Source organism: Kineosporia succinea, assembly GCF_030811555.1.
Lineage (GTDB): Bacteria > Actinomycetota > Actinomycetes > Actinomycetales > Kineosporiaceae > Kineosporia > Kineosporia succinea.
This window is the reverse complement of the sequence record NZ_JAUSQZ010000001.1, coordinates 3,209,141-3,224,604: the sequence shown is the minus strand read 5'-3', so window position 1 is coordinate 3,224,604 and position 15,464 is coordinate 3,209,141. Positions and strand designations below refer to the sequence as shown.

12 protein-coding genes are annotated in these 15,464 nt (G+C 69.5%); 4 read left to right on the top strand and 8 right to left on the bottom strand.

From position 1 onward, the window contains the following. Positions 1-484: 484 nt before the first annotated feature. Positions 485-1,954 carry a DNA repair protein RadA gene (gene radA, locus J2S57_RS14105; protein WP_307242585.1) on the bottom strand — a complete coding sequence of 490 codons (1,470 nt, stop codon included), beginning with the start codon at positions 1,952-1,954 and terminating at the stop codon, positions 485-487. A gap of 99 nt (positions 1,955-2,053) precedes the next feature. Here radA and disA point away from each other — a divergent pair, with 99 nt between their 5' ends. The 3 genes from disA (at position 2,054) to J2S57_RS14090 (ending at position 5,334) form a co-directional block, all read left to right on the top strand. Continuing rightward, positions 2,054-3,136, top strand: a complete 1,083-nt coding sequence (gene disA, locus J2S57_RS14100) for a DNA integrity scanning diadenylate cyclase DisA (protein ID WP_307242582.1) — start codon at positions 2,054-2,056, stop codon at positions 3,134-3,136. A gap of 106 nt (positions 3,137-3,242) precedes the next feature. Continuing rightward, entirely contained in the window at positions 3,243-4,322 is a 1,080-nt protein-coding gene (locus tag J2S57_RS14095; RefSeq protein WP_307242580.1) for an iron-sulfur binding domain-containing protein, read from the top strand. Between the two features lie 73 nt (positions 4,323-4,395). Further along, positions 4,396-5,334 carry an ATP-binding cassette domain-containing protein gene (locus J2S57_RS14090; RefSeq protein ID WP_307242577.1) on the top strand — a complete coding sequence of 313 codons (939 nt, stop codon included), beginning with the start codon at positions 4,396-4,398 and terminating at the stop codon, positions 5,332-5,334. A 6-nt stretch (positions 5,335-5,340) separates the two neighbouring features. Here J2S57_RS14090 and J2S57_RS14085 read toward each other — a convergent pair whose 3' ends face one another. The 6 genes from J2S57_RS14085 to J2S57_RS14060 form a co-directional block, all read right to left on the bottom strand. Next, on the bottom strand, positions 5,341-5,844 hold the full coding sequence (locus J2S57_RS14085; RefSeq protein WP_307242575.1) for an amino-acid N-acetyltransferase: 504 nt from the start codon (positions 5,842-5,844) through the stop codon (positions 5,341-5,343). A 182-nt stretch (positions 5,845-6,026) separates the two neighbouring features. Then, complete coding sequence (locus tag J2S57_RS14080) at positions 6,027-8,558, bottom strand: ATP-dependent Clp protease ATP-binding subunit (RefSeq protein ID WP_307242573.1); 2,532 nt, start codon at positions 8,556-8,558, stop codon at positions 6,027-6,029. 1,059 nt (positions 8,559-9,617) lie between these two features. Further along, positions 9,618-9,959 carry a histone-like nucleoid-structuring protein Lsr2 gene (locus J2S57_RS14075; RefSeq protein ID WP_307242571.1) on the bottom strand — a complete coding sequence of 114 codons (342 nt, stop codon included), beginning with the start codon at positions 9,957-9,959 and terminating at the stop codon, positions 9,618-9,620. A 240-nt stretch (positions 9,960-10,199) separates the two neighbouring features. After that, positions 10,200-10,406: a hypothetical protein gene (locus tag J2S57_RS14070; protein WP_307242569.1), complete on the bottom strand. Its 207-nt coding sequence runs from the start codon at positions 10,404-10,406 to the stop codon at positions 10,200-10,202. Positions 10,407-10,450: 44 nt separating this feature from the next. After that, entirely contained in the window at positions 10,451-11,974 is a 1,524-nt protein-coding gene (gene lysS / locus J2S57_RS14065; protein ID WP_307242567.1) for a lysine--tRNA ligase, read from the bottom strand. A gap of 207 nt (positions 11,975-12,181) precedes the next feature. Next, complete coding sequence (locus J2S57_RS14060) at positions 12,182-12,868, bottom strand: ANTAR domain-containing protein (RefSeq protein ID WP_307242565.1); 687 nt, start codon at positions 12,866-12,868, stop codon at positions 12,182-12,184. A 485-nt stretch (positions 12,869-13,353) separates the two neighbouring features. Here J2S57_RS14060 and J2S57_RS14055 point away from each other — a divergent pair, with 485 nt between their 5' ends. Next, positions 13,354-14,316: a glycosyltransferase family protein gene (locus J2S57_RS14055; protein ID WP_307242563.1), complete on the top strand. Its 963-nt coding sequence runs from the start codon at positions 13,354-13,356 to the stop codon at positions 14,314-14,316. A gap of 94 nt (positions 14,317-14,410) precedes the next feature. Here the strand turns inward: J2S57_RS14055 and nadC are convergent, their stop codons facing one another. Beyond that, positions 14,411-15,424 (bottom strand): carboxylating nicotinate-nucleotide diphosphorylase, encoded by a 1,014-nt coding sequence (gene nadC / locus J2S57_RS14050; RefSeq protein ID WP_442358348.1) that lies wholly within the window; start codon positions 15,422-15,424, stop codon positions 14,411-14,413. Positions 15,425-15,464: the final 40 nt, after the last annotated feature.

The following is a 15,464-nucleotide window of genomic DNA, read 5'->3' as shown; positions in this document are numbered from 1 at the left end:
CCATAGGTAGAGGGGACATGTGTTTGCGATGGCCCGGACGATCCGTAAAATGCGGGCGGCCATAGGTTGTGGATCGTTCAGCCCTTTTTCGAAAGAGGTCCCCTCCCCTCCCCCTGCTGGTGCCGCGACTGGGCGACTGGGCACGACGTGGTTCTCGGTGCACGACGCGGTTTCCAGGCGATCGTGCACGAGACGGTCCCCGGTGCGCGAAACATTGCCCGGTGCAGGACGCGGTCTCCGGTGCGCGAGGCGGTTCCTAGTGCGCGCGGCGGTTACCGGGGCGCGGGGCGGTTCCTAGTGCGCGGGGCGGTTACCGGTGCGGAGCCCGCCCCTCCCGGGCTCCGCACCGCGCTTCATCGGCTCGGCGGCGTCACGCGGACCGGGGCAGCGTCCGGGGCGCCACATCCATGAGGACATCAGCCATCGCGATGCGCCACCCCCGTGGGTTGTCCTTGGGTGACGGTGTCAGGGCGGGTGGGGGCGGTCAGCGGCGGCCGCGGCCTTCTTCTCGGGGGCGATCGGGGTGACCGCCGCCCGGGTTGCTGCCCTGGTTGCCCACCAGGGGGAAGGTGGCGCGACTGAGGGCGGTGATCAGGTCGGGCACCTCGTAGACGATCATGCCGTCGGGGGCGGGGACGGCCTCTTTGGTGCCTGTGGGCACGAATGCCGTGGTGAAGCCCAGTCTTCCGGCCTCGGCCAGGCGCCGGCCCACCCCGGCGACCGGGCGCACCTCGCCGGCCAGGCCGACCTCGCCGATCGCGATCGTGCCCGCCGCCAGCGGCCGGTCGATCGCCGCCCCGGCCACCGCGAGCGCCACTGCCAGGTCGCAGGCCGGCTCGGCCAGGCGCACGCCGCCGACGGTGGAGACGTAGACGTCGTTGTTGGACAGGCGGGCGCCCGCACGGCGCTCGAGCACCGCCAGGATCATCGAGACCCGGCTGTTGTCGAGCCCGGACGTGGCCCGGCGCGGGTTGTTCGCGGCGGTCGGGGCGACCAGCGCCTGCACCTCGCTGACCAGCGGGCGCCGGCCCTCGAGCGTGACCGAGACGCAGGTGCCCGGCACCGGGTTCTCGTGCTGCGACAGGAAAAGGCCGCTGGGGTCGGTGAGCCCGACGATGCCGACCTCGGACAGGTCGAAGCAACCGACCTCGTCGGTGGGGCCGTAACGGTTCTTCACCGCGCGCACCAGACGCAGGCGGGAGTGGCGGTCGCCCTCGAACTGGCAGACCACGTCGACCAGGTGCTCGAGCACCCGGGGCCCGGCGATCGAGCCGTCTTTGGTGACGTGCCCGACCAGCAGCGTGGCCATGCCCCGCTCCTTGGCCACGCGGATCAGGGAGGCGGCCACCTCGCGCACCTGCGAGACACTGCCGGCGCTGCTGTCGATCGCGTCGCTCGCGATGGTCTGCACCGAGTCGACCACCAGCAGGTCGGGCTTCACGTCTTCAACGTGGCCCAGGACCGTGCTCAGGTCGGTCTCGGCGGCCAGCAGCAGCCGCGGACGCAGCGCCCCGATGCGCTCGGCCCGCACCCGCACCTGGCTGGCCGACTCCTCACCGGTGACGTAGAGCACGGTGCGCGAGTTCTGAGCGGCGCGACTGGCCACGTCGAGCAGCAGCGTGGACTTGCCGACGCCGGGCTCACCGGCCAGCAGCACCACGGCCCCGCTGACGATGCCGCCGCCGAGCACCCGGTCGAGCTCTTCGACGCCAGTGGACCAGGTCTTCGCGTTCTCGGTGGTGACCTCACCGATCGGCTGGGCCTTCTGGGCCGCCGCCCGCGCCTTGGTGACCGGGGCGGCCGCGGCCGGAACCGCATCCATCACGGTGCCCCAGGCCTGGCACTCGCCGCAGCGGCCCACCCACTTCACGGTGCTCCAGCCGCACTCCGCGCAGCGGTAGCCGGGGTTGTCACGCCCGGACCGCTTGGCCCGCCCTGCCGATGATGTACTCACACCCCCGAACCTACGCGCCACCACCGACAATCTTGCTCCCTCGGCCCGGGCCAGGGGCTTTGTGCCCGAGCCGGTTCGGCGGGCGGATAGACTCATCGTGTGGTTGCGGAGCGCACTCCCGAAGAGCTGTTGCGGTACACCCTTGCCGCCGTGGCTCCCGGCACGATGCTGCGCGACGGCCTGGAGCGGATTCTGCGGGGCCGGACCGGCGCGCTGATCGTGCTCGGCCACGACGCCCTGGTCGAGACGATCTGCACCGGCGGCTTCAATCTCGACGTCGAGTTCTCCGCCACCCGCCTGCGCGAGCTGGCCAAGATGGACGGCGCGATCGTCACCGATCAAGACGCGTCCCACATCCTGCGGGCCGCGGTGCAGCTGGTGCCCGACCCCACCATCCAGACCGACGAGTCCGGCACCCGCCACCGCACCGCCGAGCGGGTCGCGAAGCAGACCGGCTACCCGGTGGTCTCGGTCAGCCAGTCCATGCGCATCATCGCGCTCTACGTGGCCGGCCGCCGCTACGTGCTCGAGGGCTCCGACGCGATCCTCGGCAAGGCCAACCAGGCCCTGGCCACGCTCGAGCGCTACAAGGCCCGGCTCGACGAGGTCACCAGCACCCTCTCCGCGCTCGAGATCGAAGACCTGGTCACCGTCCGCGACGTCTCGATCGTGATCCAGCGCCTCGAGATGGTGCGCCGCATCTCCGACGAGATCCAGCACTACGTGGTCGAACTCGGCACCGACGGCCGTCTGCTCTCGCTCCAGCTCGACGAGCTGATCGGCGGTGTCGGCCCCGACCGTGACCTGGTTATCCGCGACTACCTCGACGCCACCCGCCGCGAGCGCTCGATGCCCGAGGTGGTGGCCGCCCTGGCCGACATCCCCTCCGGCGACCTGGTCGATCTCGGGCTGGTGGCCCGGGTTCTCGGGTTCGTGCAGGGTGGCGACGCGCTGGACGCCTCGGTCAGTCCCAAGGGCTACCGGCTGCTCACCAAGGTGCCGCGCCTGCCCGGCGCGATCGTCGAGCGCCTCGTCGACCACTTCGGCGACCTGCAGAAACTTCTTGCCGCCAATCTCGACGACCTGATGCTCGTCGAGGGCGTCGGCGACCAGCGCGCTCGCGCGGTGCGCGAGGGCCTCTCGCGCCTGGCCGAGTCCAGCATCCTGGAGCGGTACATCTGACCTGCCCTTCGGGCCCGAGGGGCAAAGGCCAGGGGTCAGGGGCGGAGCAGGCTTGAAGACGCACGGCGCACCGTCGCGGTGAACGTCCAGATTCGAGACGGAGACGATGAGCCCCACCACCGGCGCGAAGCACCCGGCCCCCAGCAGCCGGCCGCGAAAGCCGGCCACCCGCGAGGCGAACCGCCGCGCCGACGGTGCCGCCACGTCCACAAGCCCCCAGAACCAAGGCGACCCCACCCTCGCAGTCCCCTCGAGCGCCCCACGCCAAGGTGACCCAATCCCCGCAGGCCCCACCGCGTCCAAAAGCACCCTGCACCGCAAGATCCTGGCCTGGTACGACGCGAACCAGCGAGACCTGCCGTGGCGTGAACCCGACTGCCCGCCCTGGCACATCCTGATCAGCGAGATCATGTTGCAGCAGACCCCGGTGAACCGTGTGCTGCCGGTGTGGCGGGAGTGGGTCGAGCGCTGGCCGACGCCGAAACACCTGGCCGCCGAAGGGCCCGGCGAGGCCATCCGCGCCTGGGGCCGGCTCGGCTACCCCCGGCGAGCGCTCCGGCTGCACGCAGCGGCCCAGGCCATCGTCGAACGCCACGGCGGCGAGGTGCCCACCGACCACACCGAACTGCTGGCTCTGCCCGGCATCGGCTCGTACACCGCCGCGGCCGTGGCCAGCTTCGCCTTCGGCCAGCGGCACGCCGTGCTCGACACCAACGTGCGCCGGGTGTTCGCTCGCACCGTCACCGGCATCGAGTACCCGCCCACTGCCGTCACCGCGGCCGAAACCCGTCTGGCCACCGAACTGCTGCCGTCGCACGACGCGAGGGCCGCGCGCTGGGCCGTCGCCGTGATGGAACTCGGCGCCCTCGTCTGCACCGCCCGCTCCCCCAAGTGCGGTGACTGCCCGGTGTCCGACCAGTGTGCCTGGCTCCGGGCCGGTTCCCCGGCGCACTCCGGCCCCGCCCGCAAGGGCCAGGCCTGGGCCGGCACCGACCGGCAGATCCGCGGCGCCCTGCTGGCCGCCCTGCGTAAGAGCCGCGAGCCGCTGTCACACCCGCAGCTGGTGATCGAGGTACCCGACAGTGCCCTGCGCGAACCCACCCAGCGCGGCCGCTGCCTGTCCGGCCTGATCGAAGACGGACTGGTCGAACCACTGCCCGGTCAGCGATACCAGCTCCCCGAATAGCGTCCGAGGGAATACCCGTGGCGTACGTTACGGGTGCCGACTGAATGCCTTAAATCTTCGCTAATCTCAACCCGTGGCGCAGAGCGACGGGGGCGCGATCGTTTTCGACGGGGTCGATTTCACGCCCCGCCGGGGGATGTTCCGACGAGGCAGACCACTCTTCGAGGGTCTGCACTTCAGCGTTGGCCGAGGTGAGGCGGTCGGCTTCCTGCTGCCGCCGGGCCACGGCAAGACCAGCCTGGTGCGGCTGGCCACCGGCCACTCCACCCCGTCGTTCGGCTCGGTCTCGGTGCTCGGGCACACCCCGTCCCGCGACCAGCGGGAACTCGGCGGGCAGGTCGGGGTCATCGTCAACGAGCACTCGCAGCTCTGGCTCGACGAGCTGCTCGGCGGCTCACTGACGATGCTGTGCCAGTACCACGACGTTCCCGCCGACCGCGCGACTGAACTCTCCGAGCGGCTCGAGCTCAACCACGTCCTCCATACCCCCGTGAGCGACCTGACCGCCGCCCAGCGCCGGCGGGCCGAACTCATCGCCGTGCTGCTGCCCGACCCGCCGGTGCTGATCCTCGACGAGCCGATGCGCGGCATGGACGCCGCCAGCAAGGAGCGCCTGCGCTCGGTGCTGCGTCAGGAGAACCGGATGAACGGGCGCACCCTGCTGCTGGCCACGAGCGATCTGGCTGATGTCGAGTCGCTCTGCCCCCGGCTGCTCGTCGGGGTGGGTGGACGCATCGGATTCGACGGCGGGGTCGGTGAACTCAACGATCTGCTGGGCACCGAGCGGGTGCTCGTGGTGGACCTGCTGACCCCGATCGGCCCGCTCGACGACCTGCCGGGGGCTGAGCTGATCGCGGTCGAGGCGGGTGGTCTGCGGCAGCGTCTGGGCATCACGCCCGGTCAGGCGCGAACCGCCAGAGTGCTTGCGGACGTGGTGGCCCGGGCGCCGGTGCGTGGGCTCACGCTGATGGAACCGGATGTGTCAGAACTGGTTCGGCGGCTGACGGTCTAGAAGCACTCAGAGTTCGAGGAGCATGCGGCTGTTGCCCAGGGTGTTGGGCTTCACCCGGGCCAGGTCGAGGAACTCGGCCACGCCCTCGTCGCGCGACTGCAGCATCTCGGCATACACCTCGGGGGCCACGGGAGTGCCCTCGATCTCGCGAAAACCGTGGCGCTCGAAGAACTTCACCTCGAAGGTGAGGCAGAACAAGCGACTGACGCCGAGTTCCGTGGCCTGCTCGACAAGGGTGTCGAGCAGGGTGTGCCCCACGCCGGTGCCGCGCCAGGCCGCCGCCACCGCGAGCGTGCGCACCTCGGCCAGGTCTTCCCAGAGCACGTGCACCGCACCGCATCCGATGACCTGGTCGGCGGAGTCGGCCGCGACCCGGAACTCCTGCACGTCTTCGTAGTACGTGACCCGTTCCTTGTGCAGCAGGATGCGCTGGTCGGCGTAGCCCGCGACGAGGCCGGCGATCGTGGGGACGTCGGTGGTGCGGGCACGCCGGACGCGGAAGTCAGCCACGGATCGATGCTCTCACGAGGACCGGATCTTCGTGACAGCAAACCGACCTTCGTGCCGGGTTTGGCGCCGGGGAGTCGGCCTTCGGGACATCAGCCTCCGGGACACCAGCCTCCGGCTGGCAAACGGCCGAAGGCCGGAACCCGATGGGGGTTCCGGCCTTCGCCGTGGAGCGTGATCTTGGATCAGGAACCAGTCGCCTCGCCGGTGGTGGCCGGCGGAGCACCCTTCTCACCGGCCGGGGCCAGCTCCGGGATGGACCCGCCCTTGGAGGCTCCGCGGAAGCTGAAGGTGGCCGTCGCCGGCTCCCCCTCAGCGTCGATCAGAACGATCTGACCCGCCTTGAGCTCCTGGTACAGGATCTTCTCGGACAGCGTGTCTTCGATCTCGCGCTGGATCGCACGGCGCAGCGGCCGGGCACCCAGCACGGGGTCGTAACCCTTGTGGGCGAGAGCGATCTTCGCGGCCGGGGTGAGCTCGATGCCCATGTCCCGGTCCTTCAGACGCTCGTCGACCTTCGCGATCATCAGGTCGACGATCTCGATGATCTCGTCCTGCGACAGCTGCGGGAAGACGATGGTGTCGTCGACACGGTTGAGGAACTCCGGACGGAAGTGCTGCTTGAGCTCCTCCGCGACCTTCGCCTTCATCCGCTCGTAGCTCGTCTTCGTGTCGCTGCCCGACTGGAAGCCCAGCTGCACACCCTTGGCGATGTCCCGGGTACCCAGGTTCGTCGTCATGATGATGACAGTGTTCTTGAAGTCGACCATGCGGCCCTGGGAGTCGGTCAGGCGACCGTCTTCCAGAATCTGCAGGAGCGAGTTGAAGATGTCCGGGTGAGCCTTCTCGACCTCGTCGAACAGCACCACGGAGAACGGCTTGCGGCGCACCTTCTCGGTGAGCTGCCCACCCTCTTCGTAGCCGACGTAGCCGGGAGGCGAACCGAACAGCCGCGAGACCGTGTGCTTCTCCGAGAACTCGGACATGTCGAGCTGGATCAGCGAGTCCTCGTCACCGAACAGGAACTCGGCGAGCGCCTTGGCGAGCTCGGTCTTACCGACACCGGTCGGACCGGCGAAGATGAACGAACCACCCGGACGCTTCGGGTCTTTCAGACCCGCGCGGGTACGGCGGATCGCCTGCGACATCGCCCGCACCGCGTCGACCTGGCCGATGATCCGCTTGTGCAGCTCATCTTCCATGCGGAGCAGACGCGAGGACTCCTCCTCGGTCAGCTTGAAGACCGGGATGCCGGTCGCCGTGGCCAGGACCTCGGCGATCAGTTCCTCGTCGACCTCGGCGACCACGTCCATGTCGCCGGCCTTCCACTGCTTCTCGCGCTCGGCCTTGGCCGCCAGCAGCTTCTTCTCGCCGTCGCGCAGCGACGCCGCCTTCTCGAAGTCCTGCGCGTCGATCGCGGACTCCTTGTCGCGGCGGGTCTGCGCGATCTTCTCGTCGAACTCGCGCAGGTCCGGCGGAGCCGTCATCCGGCGGATGCGCAGTCGGGCACCGGCCTCGTCGATCAGGTCGATCGCCTTGTCGGGCAGGAACCGGTCGTTGACGTACCGGTCGGCCAGCGTCGCCGCCGCGACCAGGGCCGCGTCGGTGATGGAGACCCGGTGGTGCGCCTCGTAACGGTCGCGCAGGCCCTTCAGGATCTCGATGGCGTGCGCCAGCGAGGGCTCCTGCACCTGCACCGGCTGGAACCGGCGCTCGAGGGCGGCGTCCTTCTCGATGTGCTTGCGGTACTCGTCGAGCGTGGTGGCACCGATGGTCTGGAGCTCACCGCGGGCCAGCATCGGCTTGAGGATGCTCGCGGCGTCGATCGCGCCCTCGGCGGCACCCGCACCCACGAGGGTGTGGATCTCGTCGATGAACAGGATGATGTCGCCGCGGGTGCGGATCTCCTTGAGCACCTTCTTGAGGCGCTCCTCGAAGTCACCGCGGTACCGCGAGCCGGCGACCAGGGCGCCGAGGTCAAGCGTGTAGAGCTGCTTGTCCTTCAGCGTCTCGGGGACCTCGCCCTTGATGATGGCCTGGGACAGGCCCTCCACCACGGCGGTCTTACCGACACCGGGTTCACCGATCAGAACCGGGTTGTTCTTGGTGCGGCGCGACAGCACCTGCATGACCCGCTCGATTTCCTTCTCCCGGCCGATGACCGGGTCGAGCTTGCCCTCGCGGGCGGCCTGCGTGAGGTTGCGGCCGAACTGGTCGAGCACCAGCGAGCCGGACGGCGTGCCCTCGGCCGGACCGCCGGCCGCGGCCGGCTCCTTGCCCTGGTAGCCGGACAGCAGCTGGATGACCTGCTGGCGAACGCGGTTGAGGTCGGCGCCGAGCTTCACCAGGACCTGCGCGGCGACGCCCTCACCCTCGCGGATGAGGCCCAGCAGGATGTGCTCGGTGCCGATGTAGTTGTGGCCCAGCTGCAGGGCTTCCCGCAGCGAAAGCTCCAGCACCTTCTTGGCGCGGGGCGTGAACGGGATGTGGCCGGAGGGGGCCTGCTGTCCTTGACCGATGATCTCCTGCACCTGCTCGCGGACAGCGTCGAGCGAGATGCCGAGGGACTCCAGCGCCTTGGCTGCGACTCCCTCGCCCTCATGAATCAGCCCCAGCAGGATGTGCTCGGTACCGATGTAGTTGTGGTTGAGCATCCTGGCCTCCTCCTGGGCCAGGACAACAACACGGCGGGCGCGGTCGGTGAACCTCTCGAACATCTGCGCTCCTCGTGCGGTCAGTGGGGGTGAGACGGGGTCTCGCTGACCTTATCGATGCTATCTGGGGCTACGGAAAGAAACACCCTGCGATCTGAGAGTGAGACTGTTCCGACACCCGTGCATCGGCCAACGGAGCTGGAACCTTACGTGTTCCAGGGCTCGGGCACAGCCCTTCGATGTTCGCTGTTGGCGGACAGAACCAACGCTTTTCACGGCCTCGGCGGCTCTCCGGGCGATTCGGGACCAAGGTCCCGGGCCCGTGCGGCGCCGTCGGCGGTGCCCTCCGGTGCTGTCACCAGGGTGCCACCCCACGCCCTCGGTGGTTACGGCGGGTCACCCTTTCGGGTGGTCGCCCTCTCCTGCTCGAGGACGTCGTGGTCGCCCGGGTGCCCGGATGCCGGAAAGGCGCGGGTGGCACGAGGAATTCGCCTGACGAATTCGGGCGAACCGCGGTTTTGTGCACCGGGCACCCGCGTCCGCTAAGAGGCCACCTGCACATCCGGCATTGCCGCGAAGAGGAAACCGGCGCCGAGTTCCGCAGATCACAAACACCCGGTCGAGCCGTCAACGATGTCCTTCGCCCGAGCTCTTCGTCCTCGCCTTCATCGGCGCTGGTTCGCATCTTCGGGCGGTCCGGCGGAACCGCGGCACAAACCCGGCCGGGCCGGCGGCACATCCCCTGCGGACAACACCGGAGAACACGGGGAGAACGAGCCACGGACACCCTCACGCCACCGGGAATCCACCCCGCCGTCAACAACTACGCACGACAGTGGTACAGAACCCGGACGCCGACGGCCGGTATTTTCGGCGCCTCATTCACGCCGACCTGGCGATTCGGGATTGTGCCGAATTCCGCGGCCGCCCCCGCACCCATTTTTTCGGCTATCCGGTCGCCGGGCCGGAAAACAATGGGGCGGCGACAAAACCGCGACGGGCGCCGAACCGGTGATGGTTCGGCGCCCGTCGCGGACTTCACCGTGAAAACGGCGGTGGCGCGGCCGTGCTTCACCCCGGCGGCCGGATCGCCCGGTCACCGGTGCACCTGTGTGCGTGGTGTCAGTGAGCGCCCTCGTAGGCGGCCATGACCTCGGCCGAGACCCGGCCGCGGTCGCTCACCTGGTAGCCGTTGTCACGAGCCCACGACCGCACGTCGCCCAGGTCCGCCTTGGCGGCGGCCCGGCCCCGGGTCGCGCCTCCACGACCCCGGCCACCGCCGGAGCGGCCGCTGATGCGGCGCGCGTGCCCCACCCACGGTGCGATCGCTTCCCGCAATGCCTCCGCATTGGCTGCGGAGAGGTCAATTTCATAGTTGACCCCGTCGAGCGAGAACGAGACCGACTCCTCGGCCTCGCCGCCGTCCAGGTCGTCAACAAGAATGACCTGCACCTTCTGCGCCATCAATTACTCCTAGAAAACGCCACCGGAGTCCACCCCGGGCAGGCGAACCCATTCATCGGAATCATGGAGTCGACATTCCAGCATGTCAAGCCAACACCACTGGGTGCCCTCAATAACGAGAGCATTCGCGGTGTGTCCACGAGCGGCGTCATTCAAACCTTTCACCGGCATCGGCGTGCACCGCGTCACCCGTTCGGCCGAACGAGTGACGCTAAACAACGCCTGAAGGTGATCGCGTTGCTACACCGAATCCGCCGGCTTCACAGATTGCGAGGTATGCGTTTGCGCAGTCTGCCCGTTCCCGGATTTCTCCGCCGCGTCCAGCCTGCGGTCCTCCGCGGCCTGGGCCAGACGCTCGCGCCGGTCGGCCTGAAAGATGGCCCGGATGGCGATGACGAAGAGGGCGAGAACACCGATCGAGGGAAAGATCGCGGCCACGTACTCCATAGCGACTCCTGTCGTGCTGCTGTCCTGGGACTGTTCCGGCCTGCTTATTCGGGCTTGACCAAGGGGAAGAGAATCGTCTCCCGGATGCCCAGACCGGTGATTGCCATGAGCAACCGGTCGAGGCCCATTCCCAGACCGCCGGTGGGCGGCATGCCGTGTTCCATGGCGCGCAGGAAGTCCTCGTCGAGCTTCATCGCCTCGTCGTCACCGGCGGCCGCGGCCCGGGCCTGGGCCACGAAGCGCTCGCGCTGCACCACCGGGTCGACCAGCTCGGAGTAGCCCGTGCCGAGCTCGAACGAGCGCACGTAGAGGTCCCACTTCTCGGTCACGCCGGGCGTGGTGCGGTGCGCGGCCACCAGCGGGGAGGTGTCTTCGGGGTAGTCCCGCACGAAGGTCGGGGCGTACAGATCCGGCACCACCAGGGCCTCGAAGAGCTCCTCGGCCAGCTTGCCCGGGCCGTAGTAGTCCTGGACGTGCACGTCGTGCTTGCCCGCCAGCTCGACCAGCTCGGCCCACTCGGTCTGGGCGCTGACCTCGCGGCCGGCCGCCTCGGAGAGCGAGCCGAACATGGTGATCTGGCGCCACTCGCCGCCCAGGTCGTACGCGGTGCCGTCGGCCAGCTCGACCGAGGTGCCGCCGGTGACCGCCCGCGCCGCGTTCTGCACGAGCTCACGGGCCAGGTCAGCGATCGAGTTGTAGTCACCGTAGGCCTGGTAGGCCTCGATCATCGCGAATTCCGGGGAGTGCGTGGAGTCTGCGCCCTCGTTGCGGAAATTGCGGTTGATCTCGAAGACCCGGTCGATTCCGCCGACCACCGCGCGCTTGAGGAAGAGCTCCGGCGCGATCCGCAGGAACAGGTCGATGTCGAAGGCGTTCATGTGGGTCTGGAACGGACGGGCCGCCGCACCGCCGTGCTGCACCTGCAGCATCGGGGTCTCGACCTCGGTGAAGTCGCGGGCGTGGAAGGTGTCGCGCAGCGAACGCACCACGCCGGCGCGGGTCTTCACCACCTCGCGGGCGGCCGGGCGCACGATCAGGTCGACGTAGCGCTGGCGGACCCGCGCCTCCTCGGACATGTCCTTGTGCAGCACCGGGAGCGGGCGCAGCGCCTTCGACGCCATCGCCCAGCTGTCGGCCATCACCGAGAGCTCGCCGCGGCGGGAGGAGATGACCTCCCCGTGCACGGAGACGAAGTCCGCCAGGTCGACGTCGGCCTTGAACGAGGCCAGGGCCTCGTCGCCGACACCGTTCTTGGACACCATCACCTGCAGCTGGGTGCCGTCACCGTCTTGCAGCACGGCGAACAGGAGCTTGCCGGCGTCACGGAACCGCACGACGCGCCCCGCCACCGTGACGATGTCGCCGCTGGAGGCACCCGTCTCCAGCTCGGCGTGGGCGGCGCGGACCTCGGCGAGGGTGTGGGTGCGCCCGACCTCGATCGGGTAGGGGGCCTTGCCGGCGGCCAGAATGCGGGCCCGCTTCTCCGAGCGGATACGCATCTGCTCGGGGAGGTCCTCCCCGGTCACATCGGGCAATTCGCGGGGGGCATCAGCCTGCTGCTCGGTCACGACGAGCAATCCTAGTCGGCCGGGCCTAAGGGTTTCCCGCCGCGCCGTCAACCCCTGGTCGCAGCCGTGCGAGCCCTGGTCGCAGCCGTGCGAGCCGGGCCGAGGGTCGGAGGGCGAGTTCGGGCCCGATCACCGGCGGCGCACTTTGCGTGATGGCGCGCCTCGCGTGATCAGGCCGGACCCGCCCCTCTCGGCCGGCCACGGGTGCTAGCCCTGCTCGAGGATCGCGCTGGTGGTCAGGGCCGCCCAGATCCGGGCCGCGGTCTCGCGCTCGGCCGGGGTGGGACGCACGATCAGCTCCGGGTCGTCGGGGTGCTCGGCGTCCTGCCGGCCGACGTGCTCGACCAGGGCCACCGCCAGGGTGCGCAGCCGGATGTTGAAGTGCTGGCTGGCCCGGGCCAGGGCCGCGAAGGCGGCCGGGGCGTCGGCCCCGATGGCCCCCATGACCAGGCCCTTCGCCTGCTCGATGACTCGGCGGTACTGGGTCATCTGCAGCATCTGCTGGGCCACCTGCTCCTCCCCGGCGCAGTACTCGACCACGGCCAGGGCCTGGGTGACCAGAGGCTCGTAACGGTCGATGTCGCGCAGCACCCGGTCGTCGGGGACGTGGTCGAGGTAGACCGAGAACACGGTGGGCAGGTCGGAACCGAACTCACCGGGCACGAAGATCGCACCCTTCACGCCGTTCACCTCGGCACCGAGATCGGGCAGCGAGCGCAGGCCGAGGTCCTCGTCGTCCTCGCCGAGAGGCCGCACGATCACGGTGTCGCGCCGGAACGCGTCCCAGATCGGGCCCTGCGCATGCTTCCACTGCGCGGTGTCGAGTTCGGTGGCGACCCCGATGGCCGCGATCGCCTTGGGGGTGCCGCCTTCGTTCTTGCTGTCCGTGGCCACACTGAGACCTACGCCGAGACTCCCCGGCACGGATTGCAGCGTGAACTCGAGAAGGCTTGTCAGAAGGTCGTTCCCGAACTCGCGGATGGTCAAAGCTGATCCTTTCGTTGAGCGGCGCGGTAGCCGTCGGTGTCCAAGCATCGGGCTTCAGCGCGCGCAAAGCGATCACAGATGCCAGTCTCAAGTAGGCGGAATCGTGCTCAGCCCCCGGCGCCCCCGCTCTTGTGTCATCAGGTCGATGAGAAGGAGTTGATCAGGTTATGGTGGCCACCTCGTCCAGCACAGGCGCGAGTCTCACACCCTCAGCTATCAGCGATTTCTCGCGAGAGGCGCCCGTGTCCCCTTCCCGTAAGCGACGTCGCGCATCCCCGGAGTGGGAGGGGCGATCGATCATCCGTATCGCCGCACTTCCCGGGCGCGGCGTCTATGTCCGGCACCTCGGCCATCCCGAGGGCGTCGACGGTGTGCACCGTCCTACCGTCCAGATGCCCGGTTCGGCCCCGAAACCCCCGGCCGCGTTCGATCCCGGCTGGCTGGACAGCAATCTCGGCGACATGCAGATCGTGCACGTGCACGCCCTGAACCCGCGGGGCAATGCCGACCACACCCAGGCCGCGGTGCGGGCCACCCGGGCGGCCGGAAAGCCGCTGGTGGTCACCGCCTACCACCTGAGCGACCCGACGGGCCTCGACCCGGCCGGCTACGCCGCCCAGCTCGACGTGCTGATCCCGGCCGCCGACCAGGTCATCACGCTCACCGAGGGCGCGGCCCAGGAGATCGCGAAGCGCTGGAAGGTGGCGGCCGACGTCCAGCCCCACCCGCACGCGGTCGACTTCGTGCGGATGCGCCGTGAGCGCCCGGCCCGCGGTCAGAACTCGCCGTACCTGGTCGGGGTGCACCTGGGCAGCCTGCGTCTGCCCAGCGACCCGGTGCGCGTGGTGTCGGCCCTGGCCGAGGCCGCGAAGCAGACGCCCGAGGTGCGGCTGGTGCTGTTCGCGCACGACCACCTGCTCGACTCCGACTCCACGCGCTACGACCCGGCGACGATCCGCGAGATCGACCGGATCATGGGCGAGGCCGGTGGCTCGCTGCGGGCGCACCGCCCAATGACCGATTCTCAGCTCTGGGACAACATCTTCGGTCTCGACGCTGCACTCGTGCCGCCCTTCTTCGGCTCCCACTCGCTGTGGCCCGAGGCCTGCTTCGACCTGGGCACCCAGGTGATCACGCCGTCGAGCAACCACGCCGCCGGGCAGCGTCCCGGGCTGGTCTACGACTGCGACGGCAAGGGCGTTCCCGACGTCGGGTCGCTGGCCAAGGCGTTCGCCGAGGCCGCCCAGGGTCCCGCGGTGGTGCGGGCCGACCCGACCGAGCGGTTCAACGAGCGGGTCAAGATCGCCGAATGGCTGCGCAACAACTACGAGCGCCTTCTCACCGAAAAGGCCTGATCGGCAACACTCTTCCACGTGAAAGGGCCAGGCCTCCCCAGGAGGCCCGGCCCTTTCTCACGACGGGGAGGCCCCGCCGGCCGGGCGAAGAGGTCTACCCGCCCGACAGGGAGGTCTGCAGGTCGATCGCCAGGTCGAGGATCGGCGACGAGTGGGTGAGCCCGCCGACCGACAGGTAGTCGACGCCGGTGCGGGCGTACTCGTTCGCCACCTCGAGGGTCAGCCCGCCGGTGGCCTCGAGCTCGACCGGCTCCGCCACGGCCGCCCGGGCCAGCTTCACGCTCTGCGCCAGCACGGCCGGAGACATGTTGTCGCACAGCAGGAACCGGGCCCCGGCGGTGACTGCCTCGACCGCCTCGTCCGGCGTGGTGACCTCCACCTGCACCGTGACCTCGGGAAAACGTGACCGCACGGCCCGGTAGGCGGCGGCCACCGATCCGGCGGCGATCTTGTGGTTGTCCTTCACCATGGCCACGTCGTACAGACCCATGCGCTTGTTCGTGCCGCCGCCGCTGCGCACCGCGTACTTCTCCAGCATGCGCAGACCCGGCGTGGTCTTGCGGGTGTCGAGCACCTGGGCGCCGGTGCCCTCCAGCTCGTCGGCCCAGCGCCGGGTGTGCGTGGAGATACCGCTGGTGCGACAGATCAGGTTGAGCAGCGTCCGTTCGGCGATGAGCAGTACCTGGACCGGGCCGCGCAGCACGGCGAGAACGTCGTCGCGCTGCACCGCGTCGCCGTCGGCCCGCAACAGCTCGGCCGAGACAGCGTGGCGGGCGAAGCCGCCGGCAGAAGCCGAACCCGCAGCCGAAACACCCGCCGAAGCAGCCAGGTCACCGGCAACCGTCGAGCCCGCACCCCCAGTCCCCGAAGCACTCGAAGCACTCGAAGCACCCGAAGCACCCGAAGCACCTGAAGCACCTGGCACCGACGCCCGCGCCGACTCCAGCCAGCCCGCCACCTCCGCGAGAACCACCGGCACCAGCGGCATTCCGCTGATCACCCCGGCGGCCCGGGCGACCACGTGGGCCTCCCCCAGCACGTCCGCGCCGATGGTCGACTCGCTGGTCACGTCATGTCCCGGCGCCGCACCCGGCACTGCACCCGGCATCGCGACCACGGCCCCGCCGATGCCCAGGTCCTCGGCCAGC

Bases quoted from the DNA above. Each gene is read 5' to 3' on its own strand.
- J2S57_RS14080 (WP_307242573.1), bottom strand. From the start codon at position 8,558: ATGTTCGAGAGGTTCACCGACCGCGCCCGCCGTGTTGTTGTCCTGGCC.
- J2S57_RS14075 (WP_307242571.1), bottom strand. From the start codon at position 9,959: ATGGCGCAGAAGGTGCAGGTCATTCTTGTTGACGACCTGGACGGCGGC.
- J2S57_RS14055 (WP_307242563.1), top strand. From the start codon at position 13,354: ATGCCCGGTTCGGCCCCGAAACCCCCGGCCGCGTTCGATCCCGGCTGG.
- J2S57_RS14070 (WP_307242569.1), bottom strand. From the start codon at position 10,406: ATGGAGTACGTGGCCGCGATCTTTCCCTCGATCGGTGTTCTCGCCCTC.
- nadC (WP_442358348.1), bottom strand. From the start codon at position 15,424: ATGCCGGGTGCAGTGCCGGGTGCGGCGCCGGGACATGACGTGACCAGC.
- J2S57_RS14095 (WP_307242580.1), top strand. From the start codon at position 3,243: ATGAGCCCCACCACCGGCGCGAAGCACCCGGCCCCCAGCAGCCGGCCG.